The sequence below is a fragment of the Eikenella halliae genome (assembly GCF_001648475.1).
Classification (GTDB): domain Bacteria; phylum Pseudomonadota; class Gammaproteobacteria; order Burkholderiales; family Neisseriaceae; genus Eikenella; species Eikenella halliae.
In genome coordinates, this window is record NZ_LXSQ01000020.1 from 42,928 (window position 1) to 64,679 (window position 21,752).

Below are 21,752 nucleotides of genomic sequence, written 5' to 3' on the forward strand. Positions count from 1 at the left end.
TCTTACTGCGTTAGTACATCCACGCCTTGCGGCGGGGTGAAGCGGAATTGGCCGCGGGAGAGGTTGGGGCGGGTGTTCAGGTTATTGAATTTGATGGTAGTTTGGTTGCCGAAACTGTCTTTCAGACGCATTTCAGCCAGGTCGTCGCCTTTGAAGCCGAGGCGGATGTATTGGTAGCCCGCGTTGGAGCGTTTGGGCGTGGCCAAGACGTAGTCGATACCGCCTGCGGAGCCGTCTTCTTTCAGGGAGTAGCTGGCGGAGAGGGCGTCTTTATTAGAAAGGATGGCGGCTGGGCTGTCGCCGATAGCTTGGTTTTGCGCGGTTTTGGTGATTTGCGCCAAATCAATGTCGTAGAGCCAAATGTGGCTGCCGTCGCCTACGATGGTTTGTTTGTAGGGGCTGGTATATTCCCATTTGAAGAGACCAGGGCGCAGGATGCTGAAGCGGCCTTGGGCATTGCGGGTTTTATTACGGCTTTGCACGCTTTGGCTGAAGCTGCCGCTGATACCGTCGGTGTCGGCGTTGAATTTTTGCAGGGCTTCGATGCCGCCGGCTTGGGCGCTGCCGATGGCCATAGCTAAAACGGCTGCGGCGGCCAGGCGGAAGGTTTGGGTTTTCATCGTTTTTCCTTTGTGCGAATCAAAACGGAATGCGGCGCATTGTACCAGCTTGGGTGCGGCGGGGCAGGGCGGTTGGAATTGTAAAGACGGTGTAGCAAATGGATTTTTCCGCTACAGCAAGGCATTAGGCGGAGTAGGGCGGCAAATTTTTAACCGGATTTTATTCCTGCGCTATAATTCGCGGCTGTGGTAAGCGGCGGTAAAGGTTGCGATAGATACTTTTCAGGTAGCCTCAACCGCCTTCTTTGGAGAACCTTATGATTCAAGCGGTATTATTCGATTTAGACGGCACATTGGCCGACACGGCGCTGGATTTGGGCGGGGCACTCAACCGTCTCTTGGCCAGAAACGGGCTGCCTGCCGTGCCGATGGCGCAAATCCGGCCGGTGGCCAGCCACGGCGCCAATTATCTGATTAAATTGGGCACGGGCATTGAAAAAGACCATCCCGACCACCCGCGCTGGCGGCAGGAATATTTGGCCGAATACGAGCACGGTTTTTGCGATGAAACCGTGCTGTTTGAAGGCATCAACCCCATGCTCGAGCAGCTCGCCCGCCGCAGGATTGCCTGGGGCATCATCACCAACAAGCCGCACCGTTTCACCAGCCTGCTCGTGCCAGAATTGGGCTTCATTGCCCCGCCTGCGGTGGTGGTGAGCGGTGATACTTGTGCCGAATCCAAGCCCAGCACACTACCGATGCATCATGCCTGCCGGCAAATCGGTATTGCGCCGGAGCACTGCCTATATGTAGGCGATGCCGAGCGCGATATGGTGGCGGGCAAAAACGCCGGGATGGCCACTGCCTTGGCCAACTGGGGCTACATTGCCGAGAGCGACCCGGTGCACGAATGGCCGGCTGATGAGCGGCTGGATGCGCCCGGGCAGATTTTGGATTTGCTCTAGCCGAATCGCTTGACTTTTACCCAACGGAGAACGTCTTATGAAGAAAATCAGTTTATTGCTGCCGATTTGTGCCGCACTGGCTTTGAGCGGCTGTTTTATGTCGCAGAAATCGCAAATCGTGCACCGCGACGTGCCGTATAACGAGCAAAACCAGGCACGACTACGCATCTACGGCCAATACGGCCGCGATGTGGTACGCATGATTCCAAACAGCACCTGCGAGCAATGGGCAGAAAAACAAGGCCGCCGCCGTCATACCCGTTTCACCGGCGGCCTGCCGCGCCGCATCCGCAACCTTTCCGTGGGCATGCCCGCTACTCAACGCAGCAACACCGTGAATGCCGATACCGGCGTGGTGTTCCGCGAGTCGTATAAAGAATTTGTGGTGCCTGCTGGCAAACCGCTGGTGCTCGATGGTGCGTTTTCCAGTGAAACCCTCGGACGGGTGGATCGCTGCCGACTTGCCGCCAGCCTCACCCCGCAGCCCGGCAAAGATTATGAAGTGCAATACTCTCGCGATGGTGAAGGCTGCGATGTGGCCGTGGTGGAAATCCTGCCGCAGACCAATGGCGAAGTACATCCCACGCGTCCCGCATCCATCCAGTATTGCCCGATGCCGGCCACCAGCTATTAAGCAACAAAGGCTGGCTGAAAGCATAGGCTTCTATAGAAGCTCAAGCATCAATCCAGTTTTCAGGTAACCTGTTATTTGCATAGAGGCTACCTGAAAGCATCAACCACAGTTTCAGGTAGCCTTCCTGCCTAAGGAAAACTCATGTCATTTTCCCTCATCATCATCGGCGACGAAATCCTGCACGGCAGCCGCCAAGACAAACACTTTGACTTTTTCAAACAGCTGCTAAAAGATCGCGGCCTGCTGCTCGATTCCGCGCAATACCTGCCCGACAACCGCCAAATTCTCGTCCGCCGCCTGCACCAAAGCTTTGCCGAAGGCCTGCCCACCTTTGTTACCGGCGGCATCGGCAGTACGCCCGATGACCACACCCGCCAGGCCGCTGCCGAAGCCCTCGGCCTGCCGCTGGCGCTGCATCCGCAGGCCGCCGCCAACATCGAAGCCGTATCCCTCAAACACGGCGACAGCCTTGAAAGCCACGGCCACCAAATCCGCCTGCGCATGGCCGAGTTTCCCCAAGGCTGCAGCCTGATTCCCAATCCCTACAACAATATCGCCGGATTTTCCATCCGCGAACACTACTTTCTGCCCGGTTTTCCCGTGATGGCGCACCCCATGGCCGCCTGGGTGCTTGATGAATACTACGCCCATCTCCAACACCAAACCGAACGCCGCAGCATCAGCGCCTGGATCGGTTTGCCTGAATCCCGCATCACCACCCTGATGGCCGACATCGAACAGCGCTACCCCGGCATCCGCAGTTTCAGCCTGCCTGCCACCCCCACCGCCGAACAGCGCTACCGCCTGCTGTTCGGCCTCAAAGCCGAAGGCGAAGCCTGCGCCCGGCTAAATCAGGCCTGGCAGGAAGCCGAAGCCCGGTTGAGGGAACTGGGCGCCACGCAGATTGAGCCTGCGGCGGAAGACGAGGTTTGAAGTGGAGGCGATATATTTTCAGGTAGCCTTTGCGGAGGCTACCTGAAAATATTCGTGCCTAATAATTAGCACCAAAACTGCAGCAAACCAACTCAGCTTTCGCTAATGCGTTGGCCTGATTCGCCGCACTGCCGCACTGCCAGTGGCTCACTGCCTTGTGTAGCAAGTTAATTGGCACGCTGCAGATTAGGCAAATTTCTCCAAATGTGCCAGCAAATCCTTCGCGGCCTGCTCCGCTTGCGACACCATTTTATCGTGATTGGCCTGTATCTCTTCTTCCGTGAAAAATTCCAGCGCGTGGAAAGTGAACGGCGGCAGATATTCCGCGCCGATATAGTGGGCAATGATTTCAAACGGAACCAGCGTTTCGGCCAGCGTGTGGCGGGTTTTGCCCGTATGCAAATAATCTTGCGGCGGCGTGCCGTGCGATACGGCCAAGCCAAGTTTGCGGCCTTGGAACGCGGTGGCCGGACGAACCGAACGCCCAGCCGTGCGTGAATACGCTGTCAAACCACTGTTTCAGCAGCGGCGGGCAGGAAAACCAATACACGGGAAACTGCAAAATCACGCTGCCGTGCGCTTCAATCAAGGCCTGTTCAGCCGCTACGTTGATTTTGCCGTCGGGATAGGCAGTATAAAGTTCGTGTACGGTGTAGCGGCTCTCCTGCGCGGCGAGGGCGCGTGCCCAAGTGCGGTTCACGGTGGAGCGGGCGATATCGGGATGGGCGACGATGACGAGGGTCTTTTTCATATGGATACCTTTAAATTTATATATCTAATTTTATAGATATAATGGGTTAAAAAACAGCTCACGGCAAAAAGCTACCGTGCAAATAAGCCGAAAATTCTGCCATGGTTTCAGGCCGGTAGAAGCAATACGTCCATTTTCCGGCACGCTCGGTGCGAATCAGCCCCGCGTCTTTCAAAACGGTCAGATAGGTGGAGACAACGGATTGCGTCAGCCCCGTTTTTTCCACAATGGCATTCACGCACACACCGCCTGCCACGCCTGTTTCTTCGGCGGTGGAGAGACGTTCGGCGGCGAAATGCTGCTCCGGCGTTTTCAGCCACAGCAGGATTTGCAGGCGGTGCTCGTTGGAGAGTGCTTTGAAAATGACGTTTGCGTTCATGGGAGCGGATTATACAGATATATTTGGATTTTTGAATATGTATGCTTTCAGGTAGCCAATCGTTTAAATCGGCAGGCAGATTGATAAATCCAACATATTGTTCGGCTTAGAGGCTTTGCAGGATCGTGTCCAAATCTACGTTTGTTGATTCGGTAATCACAACCGCGTGTGTGTATTGCACATACCCTATTCATTGGTTTTGGTTTTTTATGATTTATGGTTAGGGCGGAATAGCTGGGCACGCAGTTAGCGGGAGCAGGCTACGGTTTACTACAAATCCGATTCCCCGCCAAACATCTCCTCTGCCAAGGCTTTTGCTTTTTCCAAACCTTCGGGGGTGAGATAGGCGGATTTGGCTTTGCCCCAAGGCTGGCTGATTAGGCCTTGTTCGTGCAGGCTATTGAGCAGATCAAAATCGTAGCCTTTCCAAAAACGGCCGTCTTCAAATTCCAATGCGCCGATTAGGGCAAGCAGGGCGTTTTCCATTTTTTGGCGGTTATAGGACATAGATTGGAGCTTTCTTGATTTGGATTGATGGGGTTGGGATGTGGAAGGATGCAGTATCGATTCGATAACGGCAGCAATCGCGTGCGTGCGTACCGCACACACCCTACACCTTAATCTTAAGGTTTACGTCGCCCGCAGGTAGGGTGTGCGACATGGCAACGCACGCGGTTTGTGGGAATGCAGGCTACGGCTTGCCTTGTCGATGTATTTTTTCAGGTAGCCTTTAAGAGGGTTACCTGAAAAGTGTTGGGTTTATCAACCCAACCTACGCTTGCTGGCTGCCGCGCTTGCCGTAACGGTCGGTACATTCGCCGTTTTGGCGGAAAATACAACTCCTTACTATTGGGGAACTTACAAATATACTTTATAATTAAATTTTTCCAAAATTATTGCGAGGATAAATAATGAAACCAGATTCCCTAAACGAAAAAAATGAGTTTTTAGTTATTGGATTAGTTGGAGCTGTAGGTAGTAGGTTAAAGCCATTATCAAATATATTAAACTCAATACTAATAGATGAATTTAATTACAAAGTAGAAGAAATTCACATATCAAAAGAGTTTTTAGAGAGAAACAATGAGATCTATGAAAATCAATTTGATAGATATAAAACTTTGATGGATCATGGTAATGAATTAAGAAGAGAATTTAATAATAATTATTTAGCTCTTAAGGTAGTTAATTTAATTGCTCAAAAAAGAAAAGAAAGCTCAGGAATAAAAAGAATAGCTTTTATTATAAACTCACTAAAGCATGATGAAGAAATAAAATTCCTTAGAGAAATATACAATAAAAATTTCTATCAAATATCACTATATGAATCAAAAGAAATTCGTGAAGATGTTTTAATAAATGGAATAGGTATGACATCAGAACAGGCAATAAAACTAATGGAAAGAGATGAAGGGGAAAATAATGATTATGGTCAACACACGCGAGATGCCTTTCATTTAGCTGATTATTTTATAAAATTTGATAATAAAACAAATGAACATATAAAAAATTCATGCAAAAGGTTTTTAAATTTGATATTTGGACATCCTTATATTACTCCAACAGCTAATGAGTTCTCAATGTATATGGCATATATTTCAAGTTTGAGATCTGCTGACTTATCTCGACAAGTTGGTGCTGTAATTAGCAAGGATAGAAATATCATAGCTACAGGTGCAAACGATATTCCTAAATTTGGTGGTGGCCAGTACTGGCCTGAATACAATGAAAAAAATGGTGAAATATATGATATAGAATATGGTAGAGACTATCAAATTGGATTTGATTCCAATCAAATTGAAAAACAGAAAATTATAAACGAAATATCAGAAAAAATAATTCATGAATTTAATTCATTTTTTAATGAGGAAAATAAACAACACAAGGAAAATAAGATAAAACTTAGGGATATCGTATCTAAGAGTTCATTGAAAGATATTACTGAGTATGGAAGAGTGGTTCATGCTGAAATGGATGCAATTTTATCTTGTGGGAGAACAAATAACTCTACTGTAGGAACATCAATTTTTGTTACTACTTTTCCATGTCATAATTGTGCAAAACATATTGTAGCAGCAGGAATCAAGGAAGTATTTTTTATAGAACCTTATCCTAAGAGTAAAGCTCTAGAATTATGGAAAGATTCAATGACATTAAAAAACCATAAAACGGAACCAAATAAATTAAACTTTAATCCATTTGTTGGAGTTGGACCTCGTAGTTTTCTTGATTTATTCTCTATATCACAAGGTTATGGTAGTGAAATCATTAGAAAAGACAAGGGAAAAGTTATTGAATGGAAGCCTAAAAATGCAGTATTAAGACTAAAATCAAACATATACTCTTTATCGGAAATAGAGAAAGATATACAAAAAAAATTAAAAGAATTAGAAGAAAAATAAAAAGGCAGCCTGAAAACCTTTCAGGCTGCCTTCCTTACATCAAGCCAGCTTCGCGCCGACCCAATCTTTCACACCATCCAACACGGCGGGCAGTTTCTCGACATCGCTGCCGCCGGCTTGTGCCAAATCGGGGCGGCCGCCGCCTTTGCCGCCAACCTGCTCGGCAGCGTGTTTGACCAAATCGCCGGCCTTCACTTTGGCAGTCATGGCTTTAGATACGCCTGCGCACAAGGCAATTTTGCCGTCGTTCACGGCGGCGAGCAGGACGATGATGTTGTCGCCTTTGCCGGTGAGGTCGGTAACGATGTCGCGCAATGCGCCTGCGTCGGCTTCGATTTGGGCGGCGACGAGTTTGGCTTCGCCGACGGTGTGGGCGTTGTCCAAGAGTTTTGCGCCTGCGTGGACGGCGAGTTCGGCTTTGGCTTTTGCCAACTCTTTTTCCAAGGCTTTGGCGTTTGCGGCGTTGGCTTGGATTTTGGCGAGTACGTCTTTTTCGGTTTGGGCTTTGACTTCGGCGATGATGTTTTTCACCAAACTTTCTTGGTTTTGTGCCCATGCCAGCGCGGCAAGGCCTGTGATGGCTTCTACACGGCGGATGCCTGCGGCGATGCCGCCTTCGCTGATAATTTTGAAGAAGCCGATGTCGCCTGTGCGGGCGACGTGAGTGCCGCCGCAGAGTTCGATGGAGTAGTCGCCCATGGTGATGACGCGGACGAAGTCGCCGTATTTTTCGCCGAAGAGCATGACTGCGCCGGATTTTTGCGCGTCTTCAATAGACATGGTTTCCACTTTGACGGGCACGTTGGCGATAATCGCGGCGTTGACGCGGCGTTCGACTTCGGCGATTTCTTCCGCGCTGATGCCTTGCGGGTGGGAGATGTCGAAGCGGGTCAGCTCGGCGTTTTGCAGGCTGCCTTTTTGTTCGACGTGTGCGCCCAAAACGTCGCGCAGGGCTTTGTGCATCAGGTGGGTAACACTGTGGTTGCGCATGATGCTGTTGCGGATGTCGTTGTCGATTTCGGCGGATACGGCATCGCCCACTTTCAGACGGCCTGATACGACCGCGCCGAATTGTCCGTGTACGGCGGCTTTGATTTTCTGCGTGTCTTCCACGCGGAAACGGTTTTCGCCTGCGAAGATAAAGCCCACATCGCCGACTTGGCCGCCGCTTTCGGCGTAGAACGGAGTTTGTTCCAAAACGACCACGCCTGCTTCTCCGGCTTGGAGTTCGTCCACGGCTTCGCTGCCTTTGTATAAGGCGATGATTTTGGTTTCTTGGCTGCGTTTTTCGTAGCCGGTGAACTCGGTGTCCGCGCCGGTGTAGTCAAGCTGGGCGTTGGCTTTGAAGTTTTGTGCGGCACGGGCGCGGGCGCGTTGGGCTTCCATTTCGCGGTTGAAGCCTTCTTCGTCCAAATCGATGCCGAGTTCGCGCGCCATGTCGGCGGTTAAATCGTAGGGGAAGCCGTAGGTGTCGTAGAGTTTGAAGATGATTTCACCTGGAATGATTCGTTTATACTCATATCCGCCGACCAACATCTTGTCATACAAGTGCCCTGATATACCTTCCTTCTCTGCTCTAATTATCGCTTCTGTTGCTTGTGCAGAAGATTCTTTGTTCATTTGCTCCAACACTTTATTAAACAAGCCCATACCTTTTTCCAGCGTTTCGCCGAAGCGGCTTTCTTCCGCGCGCAGGGCTTCCATAATCTGAGTTTGTTTCTCTTTCAACTCGGGATACGCGTCGCCCATCGCTTTCACCAAATCACGCACGAGCTTGTAGAAAAACGCTTGTTTCTGGCCGAGTTTGTAACCGTGGCGCACGGCGCGGCGGATGATGCGGCGCAGGACATAGCCGCGGCCTTCGTTGGACGGCATCACACCGTCGGCGATCAGGAAGGAGCAGGAGCGGATGTGGTCGGCAACGACTTTCAAGCTCGGTTCGTTCATGCTGAACGGCGCGCCGGTTTCGCGGGCAACGGCTTTGAGCAGGTCTTGGAACAGGTCGATTTCGTAGTTGCTGTGGACGTGCTGCATTACGGCCGCCATGCGCTCCAAGCCCATGCCGGTATCGACGGACGGCTTGGGCAGCGGGTTCATATTGCCTTGTTCGTCGCGGTTGAACTGCATGAACACGCAGTTCCAAATTTCAATCCAGCGGTCGCCGTCTTCTTCAGGGCTGCCGGGAATGCCGCCCCAGATTTCTTCGCCGTGGTCGTAGAAAATTTCGGAACACGGACCGCAAGGGCCGGTGTCGCCCATCTGCCAGAAGTTGTCGGACGCGTATTTCGCGCCTTTGTTGTCGCCGATGCGGACGATGCGCTCGGCAGGCATACCGATTTCGTTCAGCCAGATGTTGTAGGCTTCGTCGTCTTCGGCATAGACAGTCGCCAAGAGTTTGTCTTTGGGGATGTTCAGCCATTCGGGGGAAGTGAGGAACTCCCAGGCGAAGTGGATGGCGTCGCGTTTGAAGTAGTCGCCGAAGGAGAAGTTGCCCATCATTTCAAAGAAGGTGTGGTGGCGGGCGGTGTAGCCGACGTTTTCCAAGTCGTTGTGCTTGCCGCCTGCGCGTACGCATTTTTGCGCGGTGGTGGCGCGGTTGTAGGCGCGTTTGTCGAAGCCGAGGAACACGTCTTTAAACTGGTTCATACCGGCGTTGGTAAACAGCAGCGTCGGGTCGTCGTGCGGCACGAGCGAGGAAGAGCGGACGATGGTGTGGCCTTTGGATTCGAAGAATTTTAGGAATTTTTGGCGTAGTTCGGAGGTTTTCATGGCGTTTCGGTGTCTTTCAAAATAATGATTCGGGCGGCTGGCGCGCTTAACAAAAATTGGGCGTGATTTTACTGCATATTGCAGGCGGCTGCCTACTTGCGCGGTGGATGAAAGGGCAGGATTTTCAGGTAGCCTTTTGCTTGCAGGCTACCTGAAAATTGGAAATACACTTTTCAGGTAGCCTTATTTGCGGGGGCGCAGGCTACCTGAAAAATACCTGCCCAACGATGTTGATTTAAATCAGCACCAAACCGCCGCCTTGCCCGTAGAATGCCCAATATTTCCCCACAGACAAACGGACACGCCATGCTGTTTGACGACTTCCAGCCCACCCACCAAACCCAACCCGCCGCCCAGCCGCAGCCGGCCGAGCGCGGCCGCATCCCCGAACTCGTCTGCCCCGCCGGCAACCTGCCCGCCCTGAAAACCGCCGTGGACAACGGCGCGGACACGGTTTACATGGGGCTGAAAGACGCGACCAACGCGCGCAATTTCCCCGGCCTGAATTTCGACCAAAAATCCATCATCGAAGGCATACGCTACGCCCACGACCGCGGGCGGCAGGTGCTGATGGCCATCAACACCTACGCGCAGGCCGGGCAGGTGGAACGCTGGCGGCGCGCCATCGACACCGCTGCCGATTTGGGCGCGGACGCGGTGATTGTGGCCGACCCCGCCGTGATGGCCTACGCCTGCGAAAAACATCCGAACCTGCGGCTGCATATGTCGGTGCAGGGGTCGGCCACCAATTACGAAGCCATCAATTTAATGAAGGACTTGTTCGGCATCCGCCGCGCCGTGCTGCCGCGCGTGCTGACGATAGACCAAGTACAGCATGTGATTGAAAACACGGATGTGGAAATCGAAGTGTTCGGCTTCGGCAGCCTGTGCGTGATGGTGGAAGGCCGCTGTATTTTGTCGAGCTATGCTACGGGCGAATCGCCGAATATGCAGGGCGTGTGCTCGCCCGCCAAAGCCGTACGTTGGGAGCAGTTGCCCGACAAGATGAATGTGCGGCTCAACCAGGTGATGATCGATCAGTTCAACAAAGACGAACCGGCAGGCTACCCCACGCTGTGCAAAGGCCGTTTCGAAGTGAACGACGAAACGTATTACGCGCTGGAAGAGCCGACCAGCCTGAACGTGCTGGAAGTGCTGCCGCAGCTTATCAAAATCGGCGTAGCGGCGGTGAAGGTGGAAGGCCGCCAGCGCAGCCCGATGTACACGGCACAGGTTACGCGCACGCTGCGGCAGGCTTTGGACGCGGCTGCTTCCGATCCCGCGCACTACCGCGTAACCCCCGCATGGGATGCGGCTTTGGGCAAGGTGTCCGAAGGCAGCCAAAGCACGCTGGGCGCATATAACCGGCCTTGGAAGTAGTTTCAGACGGCCTCAAGGCCGTCTGAAAGGCTACCTGAAAAAGCAGCCTTAGGTCAGATTCTCGAATCCGGCACTTCGATCAATATAAATGTCGGATACAAGTATCCGACCGCTTCCGCCGACAAAGGTTCGGTGCGGATGCGGGCCAAATCGAACGCTGATTGGGTTTGGCGGCGTGAATAAATTTCAAGCAGCCCGAAGGCCGTCTGAAAAGTGCAGGCTGCTTTGAAGGCTTTCAGACGGCCTTTGCCCTATTGCCAGCCGTGGAAAAAGTCAAGTGCCTGCGCCAGAGCGTCGCGAGCGGCGGCCATGTAGTCCTGCGGGTAACGGCGGGCGTTGGCAAACAGTTTGTGCCAGCGGCTTTCCACCGGAAACAGGTAATGCCCCGCGCGGTGGTAGGTGCGTTCGATGACGGGATACTGGAAGCCGCCGTCTTCCAAACGGCGGATGATGCGCCGCGCGGCTTCGTATGAAGGCCACATGGTGTCGTCTTCGGCGGAAAGCAGCAGCACCGCGCCTTGGATGTTTTCCACCCGGATGCGTGTTTCCTCCGCTGCACCGACCGCATCGCGGTAGCAGGAGCGCAGGCAAAGGCTGCGGGTTTTCACGCAATCCCGCAATACGCGCAGGCGGTTCATGTGGAGCGGGCAATATGGCAGGTCGCACCCCCGCCAGGTGAAGGCGGAACAGTCAAGCAGCTTCCTGCGCGGCGCGGTTTGCAAACCCTGCACGCACACGTCCAGCGGGCTGACGGCGGCCACGCGGCCGATGTCTGGAATCAGGGAGGCGGCCAGCAGGGCCAGTTGCGCACCCATGGAAATACCCCACACGCCGGTTTGGCAAAAACCCATTTTCTGCGCCCGCCGCACGGCGGTTTCCACTGTCTCCACGGCAATTTGCGCCAGCCCCTGCGCCAGGTGTGGCTGCCCCCAGTAAGGCACGGCCAGCGCAGTCAGACCGTTTTCGGCGAACACGGCGGCATAGGTTTGCGTGAGCGCGTAACTGCCGTCGCTGCCGCCGAGCATGATGACGATGCGGTTGGAAGGCGGCGCGTACCGGCCGCGGTACAGCGCGGCGGTCAGGCCGTCTGAAGCGTAAGACAATATCCGGTCGGGCTGCATGGCTTGCTCCTAAAAACAAAGCGTTAAAGTTAAAGCATTGTCCCACCGTTTTGCGGTAGGGGCTACCTGAAAAACAGTGCGAAAAATAAGAGCATGAAAAAACACATCGAAGGCCTGCGCAACGCCCTATACAAACGCGACCTGACCGTGGCCGTCGAAGAAGATACCCCTGCCTTCCCCGCCGTGTGGACGCTTGCGCACCCTTATTTCACGCTGCCGCTGACCATCGCCTTCCACAACGCCCACGACACCGGCCTCGTACCGCTGTATGCCAGCTTCGGCTGCTACTTAATGGAAAAGCCTGAAATATCGCTGTATTTCACCAAAACCAACCGCCACTCGTGGCAGCGCGATTTGGCCGCTTTTATCGAAACGCTGATGCAATATATCTACGCCGCCGAAACCGAACACAATAAGGCCGTCTGAAAAGGAATCCTATGCACATCACCTTCCCGGAATGGTTTGATGACCTGGCTGAATTTGAAGCCGAGAGCAAAGGTTGCCTGTTGGATTTTCCATTGCATATCAACGGACAAGAGTTTGTTTTTACCTTCTACGATTTGTGCCGCCTCAATCAAACCTATGCCGATGATTCCGCCGCCGATTTTTTAGAGAACGAAGCCGTCGTTGTATTGCAGGCCGTAAACCGGAAAAACATTGCCCGCTTTGCCCAAACGATTTTCAGGTAGCCTCCAGGCCGTCTGAAAAGACAGAAAAACAAAGGAACACCCATGAAACTCTCCCTCGCCCCCATCCAATTCTTCTGGCAGAAAGAAACCCTGCTCGAATTCTACGTCCAAATGCTCGACAGCCCGCTCGACACCATCTATCTGGGCGAAACCGTCTGCTCCCGCCGCCAGAAAATGCGTTTCGATGACTGGTTCGGCCTTGCCCAAGACCTCGCCGACAGCGGCAAGGAAATCATCCTTTCCTCCCAAGTGCTGCTCGAAAGCGAATCCGACCTCAAACGCCTGCGCAAAATCACCGGCCAAACCCAATTCAAAATCGAAGCCAACGACATGGGCGCGGTCAAACTCGCCCGCGAACACGGCATCCCCTTCGTGGCCGGCGCCAGCCTCAACATCTACAACGAAGCCACCCTGCAACTCTTCCAAAACCTCGGTGCATACCGCTGGGTCGCCCCCGCCGAACTCGCCCGCGACAAAGTGGCCGACATCGCCCGCCTTTCAGACGGCCTCGAAACGGAAATCTTCGCCTGGGGCAAAATCCCCTTAGCCTATTCGTCCCGCTGCTTCACCGCGCGGCACTACAACCTGAACAAAGACAGCTGCGAATTCCGCTGCCTCGACCACGAACACGGCCTCACCATGAACACCCGCGAAGGCCAGCCGTTCCTCACCATCAACGGCATCCAAACCATGTCCTACGGCAGCCAATGCCTGCTGCCGCACCACGCCGACATGGTCGCCATCGGCGTAAACATCCTGCGCCTCTCGCCCCAGCTCACCGACATGCCGCGCATCATCGAACTGCACCGCGCCGTGCTCGACGGCCAAACCACCCTAGACGAAGCCCTGCCCGAACTCGCCCGCCTCGCCACCGGCACGCCCGTGGACGGCTACTGGCTGGGCAAACCCGGCATCGAAGCCGTGGAAGCCCACCGCAAAGCCTACGGCACCAACGCCGCCTGAAAGGAAACAAAATGCCCCTGCCCGACATCACCCTGCCGCAATGGTGCGCCCAAATCGGCCGCCGCCTGCCTGCCCTGCCGCCGCGTTTCGCGCTGGTTAAAACCCTCAACCTCATGCTCAAGCGCGGCCTCTTGCCTGCCGACATGAGCCTGTTCGACGGCCGCACCTTCGAAATCGACGTACTCGACGCGGGCATCACCGTGCGATTTACTGCCGATAGCGAACGCTTCCTCGACCGCCGCTTCGAAGGCACGCCCGATTTGCGGCTGGCCGCCAACGGCGTGGATTTCTTGCGCATGATGCTGCGCGAAGAAGACCCCGATACCCTGTTTTTCAAACGCAAACTGCAAATCGAAGGCGACACCGAATTGGGGCTGATCACCAAAAACCTGCTCGACAGCGTGGAATGGCCGTTTGCCGAACAGTTGGTGAAATGGCAGGAAATGTTTGAATAGGCGCTTGTGGGCGTTGCCACTTCGTTTGAACCGTGTTAAAGCCAAGCCTTTCAGGTAGCCTGCCATACTTGCCTGAGGCAGCGAAAACGGATAGGCTCGGCGGCAACACGATAAGCCGGCATGATTGTGCCGACACGGTGCAAGGGAAATTTTCAGGTAGCCTTTGCCAAGGGCTACCTGAAACATATCGGTATGATTTAAAAGCAACTCAATCTGCAAAAGTAAGCCGCTATGGCGCAATCCGGCTTGGTGGGCAATCGGGCAGGCCTGCCGCAAGGAGGCGTGGCGGTTTGGGTGCGGCAAGGTGAGGTAACGCGCTGGTGTTCTTATTTCCATTCGCGATAAAAATTTCAGGTAGCCTGTTTTTCGTTAACAGGCTACCTGAAATTTTGCGCACGTGGCATTGGAGGCTATTGGGCGGCGGGCATTTGGAAATGGCAGCGGGCGACGACGATGGGTTTGGCCGGGTCGGACTGCCAGGCTTCCACGGCCACGTTGGCGATGCGGCTGCCTTGGCGGGTGAGGGCGCAGCGGGCGTAGGTGGTTTCCGGCTTGCCGCTGCGCAGGTAGTCGAGCGAGAAATCAATCATTTTGGGCAGTTCGGTGAGTCCGGCCTGACGGTAGAGGAAGAGCACGGCGCAGCTTTCGATGAAGCCGCCGAGCATGCCGCCGTGCAGGGCGGGCAGGAAGACGTTGCCGATGTTTTCCCGTTTGTAGGGCAGGGCAAACAGGGGATGGCCGTCGGATTCGCCGCATTGCAGGCCGATAAAGCCGCTGTAGGGGATGAGCTCGGCGGCTTCGGCGGTGCGCTCGGGGGATAGGGTGAAGGGGGTGCTCATGCTTGCAACATCTCCTGTAGTTTGGCTTGTTCTTCTGGGGTGAGCGGGGTGCGCATGAAGGTGGCCATGCCCAGGGCGAAGGGGTCGGCCGGGTCTTCTTGGTAGCAGCTGCTGCGCACGAAGGCCACCTGGCCGGCCAGGCGGTAGCATTCGGCGCGGCCGTAGATGCGGCGGCCGGGGGTGGCGGGGTGCATATAGTCGATGCGCATGTCGAGGGTGGCGAGGATTTCGGCGTCGGGCAGCTGGGCGGTTACGGCGCAGGCGGAAACCATATCGACTAGGGTGGTGATGGTGCCGCCGTGGATGGTTTGGGTGTCGTGGCGGCCGACGAGGTGGGGCTGCCAATCGAAACTGAGCACGGGGCGGCGGCCATAGATGCCTTCGTAGCGCAGGCCGATGGCGCGGGAGTGGGGAAGGTCGAGATAATGTTGGCTGAGGATGCGGTAGAGGGCGGAATTTACGGGCATGGCGGTTTCTGCTTGGAACAATGTATTTTCAGGTAGCCTTTGGCAGGCGCAAGGGCGTTATTGTTTGACTGGGAAGGGGGTTTGTCAAGGGCGGCTGAAAACCGTCCGTTGTGTTTTCAGGTAGCCTGCCTATTGGGTTTCATCGCCGCTTTCGTCTTGCAATACGGCGGTTTCGTCCTCCCCGCCGGGCAGTTGCACCAAAATATCGCCAAACGCGCCGTCTTCCTGGGTGAGGCGCACCAGCCCTTCTTTCACCAGCTCCAACAGGGCGATAAAGCACACCACCACCTGCGCCACGCCGCCCTCCGGCTCAAACAATCGGCTGAAGCGGCAGCCGCCGTCTTGCAGGCGGCGCAGGATGCGGCTCATGGTGGCGCGCACGGAGAGGGCTTCGTTTTCCTGCACCACGGTGTGGCTGCGGCGTTGGCCGGCGCGGGAGAGGATGGCGAGCCAGGCTTGGGTGAGGTCGGCCAGCCGCACTTCCGGCAGCTTGGCGGCGGTGGCGATTTCCAGCGGCAGATACGCCCAGGCGAAATCGCGGCCGGCGCGGGGCAACGCGTCCAAACCTACGGCGGCGAGCTTCATCTGCTCGTAGGCCAAGAGGCGGCGCACCAATTCGGCACGCGGGTCGGCAATCTCTTCGTCTTCGGCGGCGGGCGGCGCGGGCAGGAGCAGGCGCGATTTGATTTCAATCAGCACCGCCGCCATCAGCAGGTATTCCGCGGCCAAATCCAGGTTTTGTTCGTTCATTTGCGCGATATAGGCCAGATACTGCTCGGTGATTTTGAGCATGGGGATATCCAGCACGTCGATGTTTTGCTTGCGGATAAGGTACAGCAGCAAATCGAGCGGGCCTTCAAAGCTGTGCAGCACCACTTGCAGCGCATCGGGCGGGATAAAGAGGTCGGCGGGTAGGTCGGTAACCGGCTGGCCGAACAACGTGGCGATGCCGGGGCTGTTCGGCGTATCGGGCGGGGGAGCGGGCATTTTCAGGTAGCCTTTGGCGGGCAGAAAGCGGGAATTATAGTGGATTTTATACAATGCAGTCTGACACTCTGAAAGGCTACCTGAAAGCCGTTGCCCGGCTTGAAAGCAGCAGCCAAGCGGTGCATACTGGCTATATTTCCCACACCCGATAAGGAGCGATTGATGAAACTCGTGATTGCCGCGCCTGCCAACGGCGTTGAATTGAAAAATGCACTCAAAACGCATCTGCAAAACGACCCGCGTGTGTCGAGCCTGGTGGACTTATCGTCGCCTGATGGCACTTATCCGCAGCTCTCTTTTGCCGCCGCGCAAGAAGTGGCCACCGGCCGCGCCGACCGTGCCATTTTGATTTGCGGTACGGGCGTGGGCACCGCGATTGCCGCCAACAAAGTGCGCGGTATCCGCGCCGCCACCGCCCACGACCTGCTCACCCTGCGCGGCTCGGTGGAAAACTACAACGCGCAAGTGCTGTGCATGGGGCAAAATGTCATCGCCGCCCCCGCCGCTTGGGCGCTGGTAGACATCTGGCTGGATTTGCGCCACGACACTTCCAGCGGCTATGCGCCGAAGGTAGGCGAGATAGAAGCCTTCGAACGCGGCGTTTGATGGACTTGCATTTGTTCAAACCATAAACATACAAAAGGCTACCTGAAACTTTAGCCACGCAGAAACTACGCTGCGTTCGTTTCAGGTAGCCTTTTCTTTTCCAGCCATTCTTACAACTGGCGCAAGAATGCTTGAATAAACGCGATCTTATCCAATTCCGGCATGGCGTTGAACGCTTCGCGATGGTCGCGGATGTGGTCGATAAGCGGATAAAACTCTTCATCGACGTGGCGTTTGTCGAGTTTGCGGCCGATGTTGCCTTCGTTGCTTCGTCCCAGAAACTTGGAAATCAGGTAATACGGCGATTTGAGTTTGAACAGCATTTCGCCGTTTTGTGCATCAAATACCATAAAGCCTTCGTGTTCCACATTTTTCAGACGACCTTTCAGCTCGCCGAACGTGATGTTTTTCAGCGTTTCGGGGCGGCGGATGCCGTATTGTTTGCCGATTTCGTCCAATTCGGCTTCAGTAAACTGACGGCCTGTCGCCACGTCGATGCAGCCGATTAAGGTTTCGCCCAATTCTTCGCGGATGATGTGCACGTCTTTCGCGTCTGTGATTTCAAACAAAAAAGTGTGGTTCGGATGAGCGCGGAACAGGGTTTCGTATTGCGCGCAGTGTGCGGCGGTCATGTCGGCAAACGCGCTGTCGAGCGAACCGGTGGTCGAATACAGCACTTTGCCGTCAAACGCCGCGCCGTGGGACGGGTGGCTTTCAGGTAGCGAGACGAAAGTGCAGCAGCCGAGGAAGCCGTTCACTTTTACCACCGCATCCACCAATCTTTCGTCGCTGATTCGGATCGGATAACGGCTGCCTTTGGCAATACGTTCCGAATAATTGAACACTTTTTTAAACGGGCGCACGATGATGCGGTTGTGCGCGTCGATAATCAAACCGCGCATTTCCAGCAGCGCATCGTCGAAGCGGTTGTTGTAGAACACGCTGCGGGCGTATTTCAACACGCGCAATTCGGGATAACGCTTGGACGCTTTGGCGGTAAAGTTGCGGCTGCCGTGTTGCAGATAATTTTCGGTGACGAAGGTTTGCTGCGCTTCGTCAAACGACAGGGCGTGCTGCTCGATGGCCTGCATTTGCTCGATTTGTGCCAACTGCGCCGCGCTGGCGGGCTGCACGGCTTCAATGTGGATTTCGCCGGGCAGGGGGTTTTGATTGAGCTTCACATAGGCGGCCAGCACGTCGCGCTCTTTCACGCCGTGTTGGTTGGGGAAAAAGTTGTGTAGGCGGTAGGCTTCGGTGCGGAAGCCGTGTTTGGCGGCCCAATCGAGCAGGTGGCGGCAGCGGGAGGCTTTTTGGTTGGTGTTGGAATTGATGATGAGGATGGGGCGGGCAGGATTTGCCCGGCCTGCAATTAAAGCATTGCGCATCATGGCGTTGCCTTGTTTCTGCGCTTTATCCACGGCCTCGCCCGACCAGCGGTATACACCGTTTTCATCGGTGAGCAGCAGGTCGTTTTCGATGCGGATGATTTCGGCATCGGGATATTGTTGGGCAAACTCGGCGGCTTTTTGTTCGGCAAAAGTCGATTTTCCCGAACCTTGATGGCCGCGGATGAGGATAAATTTTTGCATGGTTGCGTGTCTTTCTTTTGTCGGGTTGTTTTGGCTTCGCAGCAACGCTGCTGCGCTGCATTTTAACTGCTTTGAGGCTTCGCTTTCAGGTAGCCTTTCAGGATAGGCTACCTGAAGAAGGGCGGCGATGCTGTTTTACTTCGGCATCGATTTCTTGCGCCAGTCGGTTAATGGGGTAGCTTGGCCAGTCGGGGTATTTGCAGCGGTGGTAGCAGTGCCAATAGCTGCGGATGCGGTTTTGCTGTTTGCGCCAGTAGGCAGGGTTTTCGGCTAAGAAGGCGGCCAGGATGGTGCGATTGTGGCGGAAAAAGGTGTGCACTTGCTCTTGAATGGGCAAAACGTATTCGCCGAGTAGCTGGGCAGCGAAGGGGGCGACAAAGGCGGGCTGGCCGGGGTCGAGCAGGGCGGCGAAGTGTTGTGCGCGGATGTGGCCGTCATAGTGCCGGGTGTGCAGGCAGTGGAACATGGCGCGTTGGATGGAGTTGAGTGATTCGGGTCGGTGGGCAATGGTGAGGCCGTATTGCCGGCGAATCAGGCGGATGGTTTGGCCGCCCAGCAGCAGTTTGTCCGGCTCTAGAGTGGGGCTCGGGGAGCGGGGGTGTTGCATATTGGCCAAGAGCTGCGCCGCTTCGATTTGGCAGTCGGCAGGAAAGGCTTGGAGAAAGAGTGGGGCGTGGGCAGTCATGGTTTGTTTGGTTTGCGGTTTCAAGTAGCCTTGGGGGAGGATTAGAGGCTACCTGAAAGTTTGTTGCTGTGTGTTCAATTAGTCGGTGGCAGAGCCCATGATACCGGTGTATAGGCGGTTTTGCGGGCTGTATACGGTCCAGAAGTATGTGCCCCACCATTCGCGGCCGTCTGCAAAATAGTCGGAACAATCGGTGTTCCATGCGTAGGCTTCGATGTGGTTCAGGCTGCCGAACAGTTGGCGGCAGAAATCGAGGAAATATTCGCCAGTTTCACGGGCAGTTTGGTCGAAGTGGGCGGGGTAGGGCGGATTAAGGAATGCGTGGCAGAAGGCACTGCTGGACATCTCCCTGGCAATGGTGTGCTCGGCATCGGTTTCGCTGTCGTGGTAGAGGAAGCGGCCGGATTGGCTGCCTTGTCCGCGCATGATGAGGCGGGAGTGCTGCAAATCGAGCTGGTTGCCATAGAACTCCGTTGCGCTGATTTTTCGCCCCATATCGGTTTGCAGGCTGAAATGTTGGGCAAGCGGGGCGGGAGCGGGCACTTGGTATCGGGCTGCGCGCTGCATAGCCTGTGCGTTGCGCTCGGCGATAACGGCATGCAGGGTGTGGTTGGCGGTGGCCAGGTGGTATTCACGGTGTTCGGCCTCGTTGGCAGCGGCAGTGGTGTAAGCGAATTGCTGGAAATCGAGCACGCCGCCGAGCTCGTGGAAGCGACTGATGGCAGCACAGCGTTGATGGTGTTGCCATTCAGGCAGGCCGACGTGGGGTAGGGTTTCTAGGTGGAGCAAGGGCATGGGTGCTTTCAGGTAGCCTTTTTAACAATATGATTTGTTTAGCATGGATTGTGCCAAGTAGTAAGTTGTTTGTCTAATAGATTGATATTACAGGGGACTATATTTTATCGGTAGGCGGATGATTAGTATGTATGGTGAAAGATATAGTTTTATAGATAGTATTTATAGAAATATAGCTATGAATTATAAGGCTACCTGAAAACGGAATACGCTTGCTTTGCGCTGTTTGTGTAAAAAGCATTACAATCGCGCCCAAATTTGAGCCGGGGCTGCTGTTTTGCGGCGGCTTTGGAATTGCTAATCCTTTTATTATCAGGGAAATAAATCATGGCTGATGCCGATATGAAAGCCGCCGCCGAGGCGGATTTAGTGTATAAGCTGGAAGACAAGCCGCCGTTTGCCAATGCGCTGTTGAGCGCGATAACGCATTTGCTGGCGATTTTTGTGCCGATGGTTACGCCGGCGCTGATTGTGGGTGGTGCGCTGAAACTGCCTGCGGAAACCACGGCTTATTTGGTTTCGATGGCGATGGTGGCTTCCGGCATCGGCACGTTTTTGCAGGTGAGCCGCTTCGGGCCGGTGGGCTCGGGACTGCTTTCGATTCAGTCGGTAAACTTTTCCTTTGTGGGCGTGATGATTTCGCTGGGTTTGGGCATGCGCGAAGGTGGACTGAGCGAGTCGGCGATGCTGTCCACGCTGTTGGGCGTGTCGTTTGCCGGGGCGTTTTTGATTTGCGCTTCGGCTTGGGCGCTGCCTTATTTGAAACGGGTGATTACGCCTACGGTGAGCGGCGTGGTGGTGCTGCTGATCGGCTTGAGCCTGATTGATATTGGCATCACTGATTTCGGCGGCGGTTTCGGCGCGAAGGGCACGGATGCTTTCGGTTCGGTGCAGAATATCGGCTTGGCGGGGTTTGTGTTGGTTATCGTGTTGCTGTTCAACTGTATGCGCAATCCGTTTTTGCGCATGAGCGGCATCGCGGTGGGGCTGGTGGCCGGTTATATTGCCGCGCTGGCGATGGGTATGGTGGATTTTTCGCCGCTGCAAAACACGCCGCTGTTCACGCTGCCTGTGCCGTTTAAATATGGCTTTGCCTTTGATTGGAGCGCGTTTTTGGTGGCGGGTACGATTTATCTGTTGAGCGTGTTCGAGGCGGTGGGCGACCTTACGGCCACGGCGATGGTGTCTGGCCAACCATATGAGGGCGACGAGTTTCAAAAACGGCTGCGCGGCGGGGTGTTTGCCGACGGGCTGGTGTCGGTGATTGCCACGGCGCTCGGCTCGCTGCCGCTCACCACGTTTGCGCAAAACAACGGCGTAATCCAAATGACGGGCGTGGCCTCGCGCCATGTGGGGCGCTATATTGCCGCGATTTTGGTGCTGGCCGGGTTGTTTCCCGTGGTGGGGCGCGTGTTCACCACCATTCCTTCGCCGGTGCTCGGCGGGGCGATGGTGCTGATGTTTGGCCTGATTGCGATTGCTGGCGTGCGCATCATCATGACCCACGGCATCAACCGCCGCGAGGCCGTGATTGCGGCCACTTCGGTAGGTATCGGCTTGGGCGTGGCTTTTGAGCCGGAAGTGTTTAAGGCACTGCCGGAAGTGTTCCGCAATGCGATTGCCGCCGGCGGCATTATGGCGGTGGCGCTGAATCTGATTCTGCCGAGAGACGAGAAAGATCAGGTGGTAAGGCTGGAAGAGTAATCGCCGGCAGCCCTTAATTTTGTTGAAGTTGATGCTTTCAGGTAGCCTTTTGGATAAGAGGCTACCTGAAAATTTTGTG

The 21,752-nt window shown here is 54.8% G+C and carries 22 protein-coding genes and 1 pseudogene; 11 read left to right on the forward strand and 12 right to left on the reverse strand.

The features are described from left to right. Positions 1-2: 2 nt before the first annotated feature. A complete protein-coding gene (gene lolA, locus A7Q00_RS07970; protein ID WP_064090042.1) occupies positions 3-620 on the reverse strand; it encodes an outer membrane lipoprotein periplasmic chaperone LolA in 618 nt (205 codons plus the stop codon). Between the two features lie 257 nt (positions 621-877). Between lolA and A7Q00_RS07975 the strand changes: the two genes are divergently transcribed. From A7Q00_RS07975 to A7Q00_RS07985, 3 genes are all read left to right on the forward strand, one after another. Then, a complete protein-coding gene (locus A7Q00_RS07975; RefSeq protein WP_064090043.1) occupies positions 878-1,525 on the forward strand; it encodes an HAD family hydrolase in 648 nt (215 codons plus the stop codon). Positions 1,526-1,562: 37 nt separating this feature from the next. After that, a complete protein-coding gene (locus tag A7Q00_RS07980) occupies positions 1,563-2,159 on the forward strand; it encodes a hypothetical protein (protein ID WP_064090044.1) in 597 nt (198 codons plus the stop codon). Positions 2,160-2,300: 141 nt separating this feature from the next. Next, complete coding sequence (locus tag A7Q00_RS07985; RefSeq protein WP_064090045.1) at positions 2,301-3,092, forward strand: competence/damage-inducible protein A; 792 nt, start codon at positions 2,301-2,303, stop codon at positions 3,090-3,092. A 186-nt stretch (positions 3,093-3,278) separates the two neighbouring features. Here A7Q00_RS07985 and A7Q00_RS07990 read toward each other — a convergent pair. The 3 genes and pseudogenes from A7Q00_RS07990 to A7Q00_RS08000 all read right to left on the reverse strand — a co-directional run bounded on the left by A7Q00_RS07990 (position 3,279) and on the right by A7Q00_RS08000 (position 4,729). Further along, positions 3,279-3,843, reverse strand: a pseudogene (locus tag A7Q00_RS07990) (NAD(P)H-dependent oxidoreductase). Positions 3,844-3,901: 58 nt separating this feature from the next. Beyond that, positions 3,902-4,222 (reverse strand): ArsR/SmtB family transcription factor, encoded by a 321-nt coding sequence (locus A7Q00_RS07995; RefSeq protein WP_064090046.1) that lies wholly within the window; start codon positions 4,220-4,222, stop codon positions 3,902-3,904. A 270-nt stretch (positions 4,223-4,492) separates the two neighbouring features. Then, a complete protein-coding gene (locus A7Q00_RS08000) occupies positions 4,493-4,729 on the reverse strand; it encodes a DUF6429 family protein (protein WP_003742120.1) in 237 nt (78 codons plus the stop codon). A gap of 404 nt (positions 4,730-5,133) precedes the next feature. On the opposite strand from A7Q00_RS08000, the gene A7Q00_RS08005 reads away from it, so the two are divergent. Next, positions 5,134-6,624 carry an anti-phage dCTP deaminase gene (locus A7Q00_RS08005; RefSeq protein WP_064090047.1) on the forward strand — a complete coding sequence of 497 codons (1,491 nt, stop codon included), beginning with the start codon at positions 5,134-5,136 and terminating at the stop codon, positions 6,622-6,624. Between the two features lie 39 nt (positions 6,625-6,663). Here A7Q00_RS08005 and alaS read toward each other — a convergent pair whose 3' ends face one another. Then, complete coding sequence (gene alaS / locus A7Q00_RS08010; protein WP_064090048.1) at positions 6,664-9,393, reverse strand: alanine--tRNA ligase; 2,730 nt, start codon at positions 9,391-9,393, stop codon at positions 6,664-6,666. Positions 9,394-9,663: 270 nt separating this feature from the next. On the opposite strand from alaS, the gene ubiU reads away from it, so the two are divergent. After that, positions 9,664-10,773: a ubiquinone anaerobic biosynthesis protein UbiU gene (gene ubiU, locus A7Q00_RS08015; RefSeq protein WP_245637548.1), complete on the forward strand. Its 1,110-nt coding sequence runs from the start codon at positions 9,664-9,666 to the stop codon at positions 10,771-10,773. A gap of 251 nt (positions 10,774-11,024) precedes the next feature. Here ubiU and A7Q00_RS08020 read toward each other — a convergent pair whose 3' ends face one another. Then, on the reverse strand, positions 11,025-11,894 hold the full coding sequence (locus A7Q00_RS08020; protein WP_064090049.1) for an acyl-CoA thioester hydrolase/BAAT C-terminal domain-containing protein: 870 nt from the start codon (positions 11,892-11,894) through the stop codon (positions 11,025-11,027). A 93-nt stretch (positions 11,895-11,987) separates the two neighbouring features. Between A7Q00_RS08020 and A7Q00_RS08025 the strand changes: the two genes are divergently transcribed. From A7Q00_RS08025 to ubiT, 4 genes are read left to right on the forward strand one after another with little or no spacing between them, the layout of a single operon-like run. After that, the gene (locus tag A7Q00_RS08025) at positions 11,988-12,320 is read left to right on the forward strand and encodes a hypothetical protein (protein WP_049251854.1); all 333 of its coding nucleotides are present in this window, start codon (positions 11,988-11,990) and stop codon (positions 12,318-12,320) included. 11 nt (positions 12,321-12,331) lie between these two features. After that, positions 12,332-12,583: a hypothetical protein gene (locus A7Q00_RS08030; protein WP_064084940.1), complete on the forward strand. Its 252-nt coding sequence runs from the start codon at positions 12,332-12,334 to the stop codon at positions 12,581-12,583. 42 nt (positions 12,584-12,625) lie between these two features. After that, positions 12,626-13,546, forward strand: a complete 921-nt coding sequence (locus A7Q00_RS08035) for a U32 family peptidase (protein ID WP_064090050.1) — start codon at positions 12,626-12,628, stop codon at positions 13,544-13,546. Between the two features lie 11 nt (positions 13,547-13,557). Then, positions 13,558-14,001, forward strand: a complete 444-nt coding sequence (gene ubiT / locus A7Q00_RS08040; RefSeq protein WP_064087074.1) for a ubiquinone anaerobic biosynthesis accessory factor UbiT — start codon at positions 13,558-13,560, stop codon at positions 13,999-14,001. Positions 14,002-14,411: 410 nt separating this feature from the next. Here the strand turns inward: ubiT and A7Q00_RS08045 are convergent, their stop codons facing one another. From A7Q00_RS08045 to A7Q00_RS08055, 3 genes are all read right to left on the reverse strand, one after another. Next, positions 14,412-14,840, reverse strand: a complete 429-nt coding sequence (locus tag A7Q00_RS08045) for a PaaI family thioesterase (protein WP_064090051.1) — start codon at positions 14,838-14,840, stop codon at positions 14,412-14,414. Further along, on the reverse strand, positions 14,837-15,307 hold the full coding sequence (locus A7Q00_RS08050) for a PaaI family thioesterase (protein ID WP_064090165.1): 471 nt from the start codon (positions 15,305-15,307) through the stop codon (positions 14,837-14,839). Before A7Q00_RS08050 ends, A7Q00_RS08045 begins: the two co-directional genes overlap by 4 nt. Before the next feature lie 129 nt (positions 15,308-15,436). After that, positions 15,437-16,294, reverse strand: a complete 858-nt coding sequence (locus A7Q00_RS08055; protein WP_064090166.1) for a segregation and condensation protein A — start codon at positions 16,292-16,294, stop codon at positions 15,437-15,439. 162 nt (positions 16,295-16,456) lie between these two features. Here A7Q00_RS08055 and A7Q00_RS08060 point away from each other — a divergent pair, with 162 nt between their 5' ends. Then, on the forward strand, positions 16,457-16,900 hold the full coding sequence (locus tag A7Q00_RS08060; RefSeq protein ID WP_064090052.1) for an RpiB/LacA/LacB family sugar-phosphate isomerase: 444 nt from the start codon (positions 16,457-16,459) through the stop codon (positions 16,898-16,900). A 110-nt stretch (positions 16,901-17,010) separates the two neighbouring features. Here A7Q00_RS08060 and A7Q00_RS08065 read toward each other — a convergent pair whose 3' ends face one another. The 3 genes from A7Q00_RS08065 to A7Q00_RS08075 form a co-directional block, all read right to left on the reverse strand. After that, complete coding sequence (locus A7Q00_RS08065; RefSeq protein ID WP_064090053.1) at positions 17,011-18,489, reverse strand: RNA ligase; 1,479 nt, start codon at positions 18,487-18,489, stop codon at positions 17,011-17,013. Between the two features lie 97 nt (positions 18,490-18,586). Next, complete coding sequence (locus A7Q00_RS08070; RefSeq protein WP_064090167.1) at positions 18,587-19,174, reverse strand: hypothetical protein; 588 nt, start codon at positions 19,172-19,174, stop codon at positions 18,587-18,589. 78 nt (positions 19,175-19,252) lie between these two features. After that, entirely contained in the window at positions 19,253-19,969 is a 717-nt protein-coding gene (locus tag A7Q00_RS08075; RefSeq protein ID WP_064090054.1) for a hypothetical protein, read from the reverse strand. 327 nt (positions 19,970-20,296) lie between these two features. On the opposite strand from A7Q00_RS08075, the gene A7Q00_RS08080 reads away from it, so the two are divergent. Continuing rightward, positions 20,297-21,673 (forward strand): nucleobase:cation symporter-2 family protein, encoded by a 1,377-nt coding sequence (locus tag A7Q00_RS08080; RefSeq protein ID WP_064090055.1) that lies wholly within the window; start codon positions 20,297-20,299, stop codon positions 21,671-21,673. Positions 21,674-21,752 lie beyond the last annotated feature (79 nt).

What these genes read in the sequence shown, in the direction of transcription:
- A7Q00_RS07975 (WP_064090043.1), top strand. Translation starts at nt 878, where the DNA reads ATGATTCAAGCGGTATTATTCGATTTAGACGGCACATTGGCCGACACG.
- A7Q00_RS08055 (WP_064090166.1), bottom strand. Translation starts at nt 16,294, where the DNA reads ATGCCCGCTCCCCCGCCCGATACGCCGAACAGCCCCGGCATCGCCACG.
- A7Q00_RS08025 (WP_049251854.1), top strand. Translation starts at nt 11,988, where the DNA reads ATGAAAAAACACATCGAAGGCCTGCGCAACGCCCTATACAAACGCGAC.
- A7Q00_RS08020 (WP_064090049.1), bottom strand. Translation starts at nt 11,894, where the DNA reads ATGCAGCCCGACCGGATATTGTCTTACGCTTCAGACGGCCTGACCGCC.
- lolA (WP_064090042.1), bottom strand. Translation starts at nt 620, where the DNA reads ATGAAAACCCAAACCTTCCGCCTGGCCGCCGCAGCCGTTTTAGCTATG.
- A7Q00_RS08065 (WP_064090053.1), bottom strand. Translation starts at nt 18,489, where the DNA reads ATGCAAAAATTTATCCTCATCCGCGGCCATCAAGGTTCGGGAAAATCG.
- alaS (WP_064090048.1), bottom strand. Translation starts at nt 9,393, where the DNA reads ATGAAAACCTCCGAACTACGCCAAAAATTCCTAAAATTCTTCGAATCC.
- A7Q00_RS08060 (WP_064090052.1), top strand. Translation starts at nt 16,457, where the DNA reads ATGAAACTCGTGATTGCCGCGCCTGCCAACGGCGTTGAATTGAAAAAT.
- A7Q00_RS07985 (WP_064090045.1), top strand. Translation starts at nt 2,301, where the DNA reads ATGTCATTTTCCCTCATCATCATCGGCGACGAAATCCTGCACGGCAGC.
- A7Q00_RS08035 (WP_064090050.1), top strand. Translation starts at nt 12,626, where the DNA reads ATGAAACTCTCCCTCGCCCCCATCCAATTCTTCTGGCAGAAAGAAACC.
- A7Q00_RS08005 (WP_064090047.1), top strand. Translation starts at nt 5,134, where the DNA reads ATGAAACCAGATTCCCTAAACGAAAAAAATGAGTTTTTAGTTATTGGA.
- A7Q00_RS08030 (WP_064084940.1), top strand. Translation starts at nt 12,332, where the DNA reads ATGCACATCACCTTCCCGGAATGGTTTGATGACCTGGCTGAATTTGAA.
- A7Q00_RS08050 (WP_064090165.1), bottom strand. Translation starts at nt 15,307, where the DNA reads ATGCCCGTAAATTCCGCCCTCTACCGCATCCTCAGCCAACATTATCTC.
- ubiU (WP_245637548.1), top strand. Translation starts at nt 9,664, where the DNA reads ATGCCCAATATTTCCCCACAGACAAACGGACACGCCATGCTGTTTGAC.
- ubiT (WP_064087074.1), top strand. Translation starts at nt 13,558, where the DNA reads ATGCCCCTGCCCGACATCACCCTGCCGCAATGGTGCGCCCAAATCGGC.
- A7Q00_RS08045 (WP_064090051.1), bottom strand. Translation starts at nt 14,840, where the DNA reads ATGAGCACCCCCTTCACCCTATCCCCCGAGCGCACCGCCGAAGCCGCC.
- A7Q00_RS07995 (WP_064090046.1), bottom strand. Translation starts at nt 4,222, where the DNA reads ATGAACGCAAACGTCATTTTCAAAGCACTCTCCAACGAGCACCGCCTG.
- A7Q00_RS08080 (WP_064090055.1), top strand. Translation starts at nt 20,297, where the DNA reads ATGGCTGATGCCGATATGAAAGCCGCCGCCGAGGCGGATTTAGTGTAT.
- A7Q00_RS08075 (WP_064090054.1), bottom strand. Translation starts at nt 19,969, where the DNA reads ATGCCCTTGCTCCACCTAGAAACCCTACCCCACGTCGGCCTGCCTGAA.
- A7Q00_RS07980 (WP_064090044.1), top strand. Translation starts at nt 1,563, where the DNA reads ATGAAGAAAATCAGTTTATTGCTGCCGATTTGTGCCGCACTGGCTTTG.
- A7Q00_RS08070 (WP_064090167.1), bottom strand. Translation starts at nt 19,174, where the DNA reads ATGACTGCCCACGCCCCACTCTTTCTCCAAGCCTTTCCTGCCGACTGC.
- A7Q00_RS08000 (WP_003742120.1), bottom strand. Translation starts at nt 4,729, where the DNA reads ATGTCCTATAACCGCCAAAAAATGGAAAACGCCCTGCTTGCCCTAATC.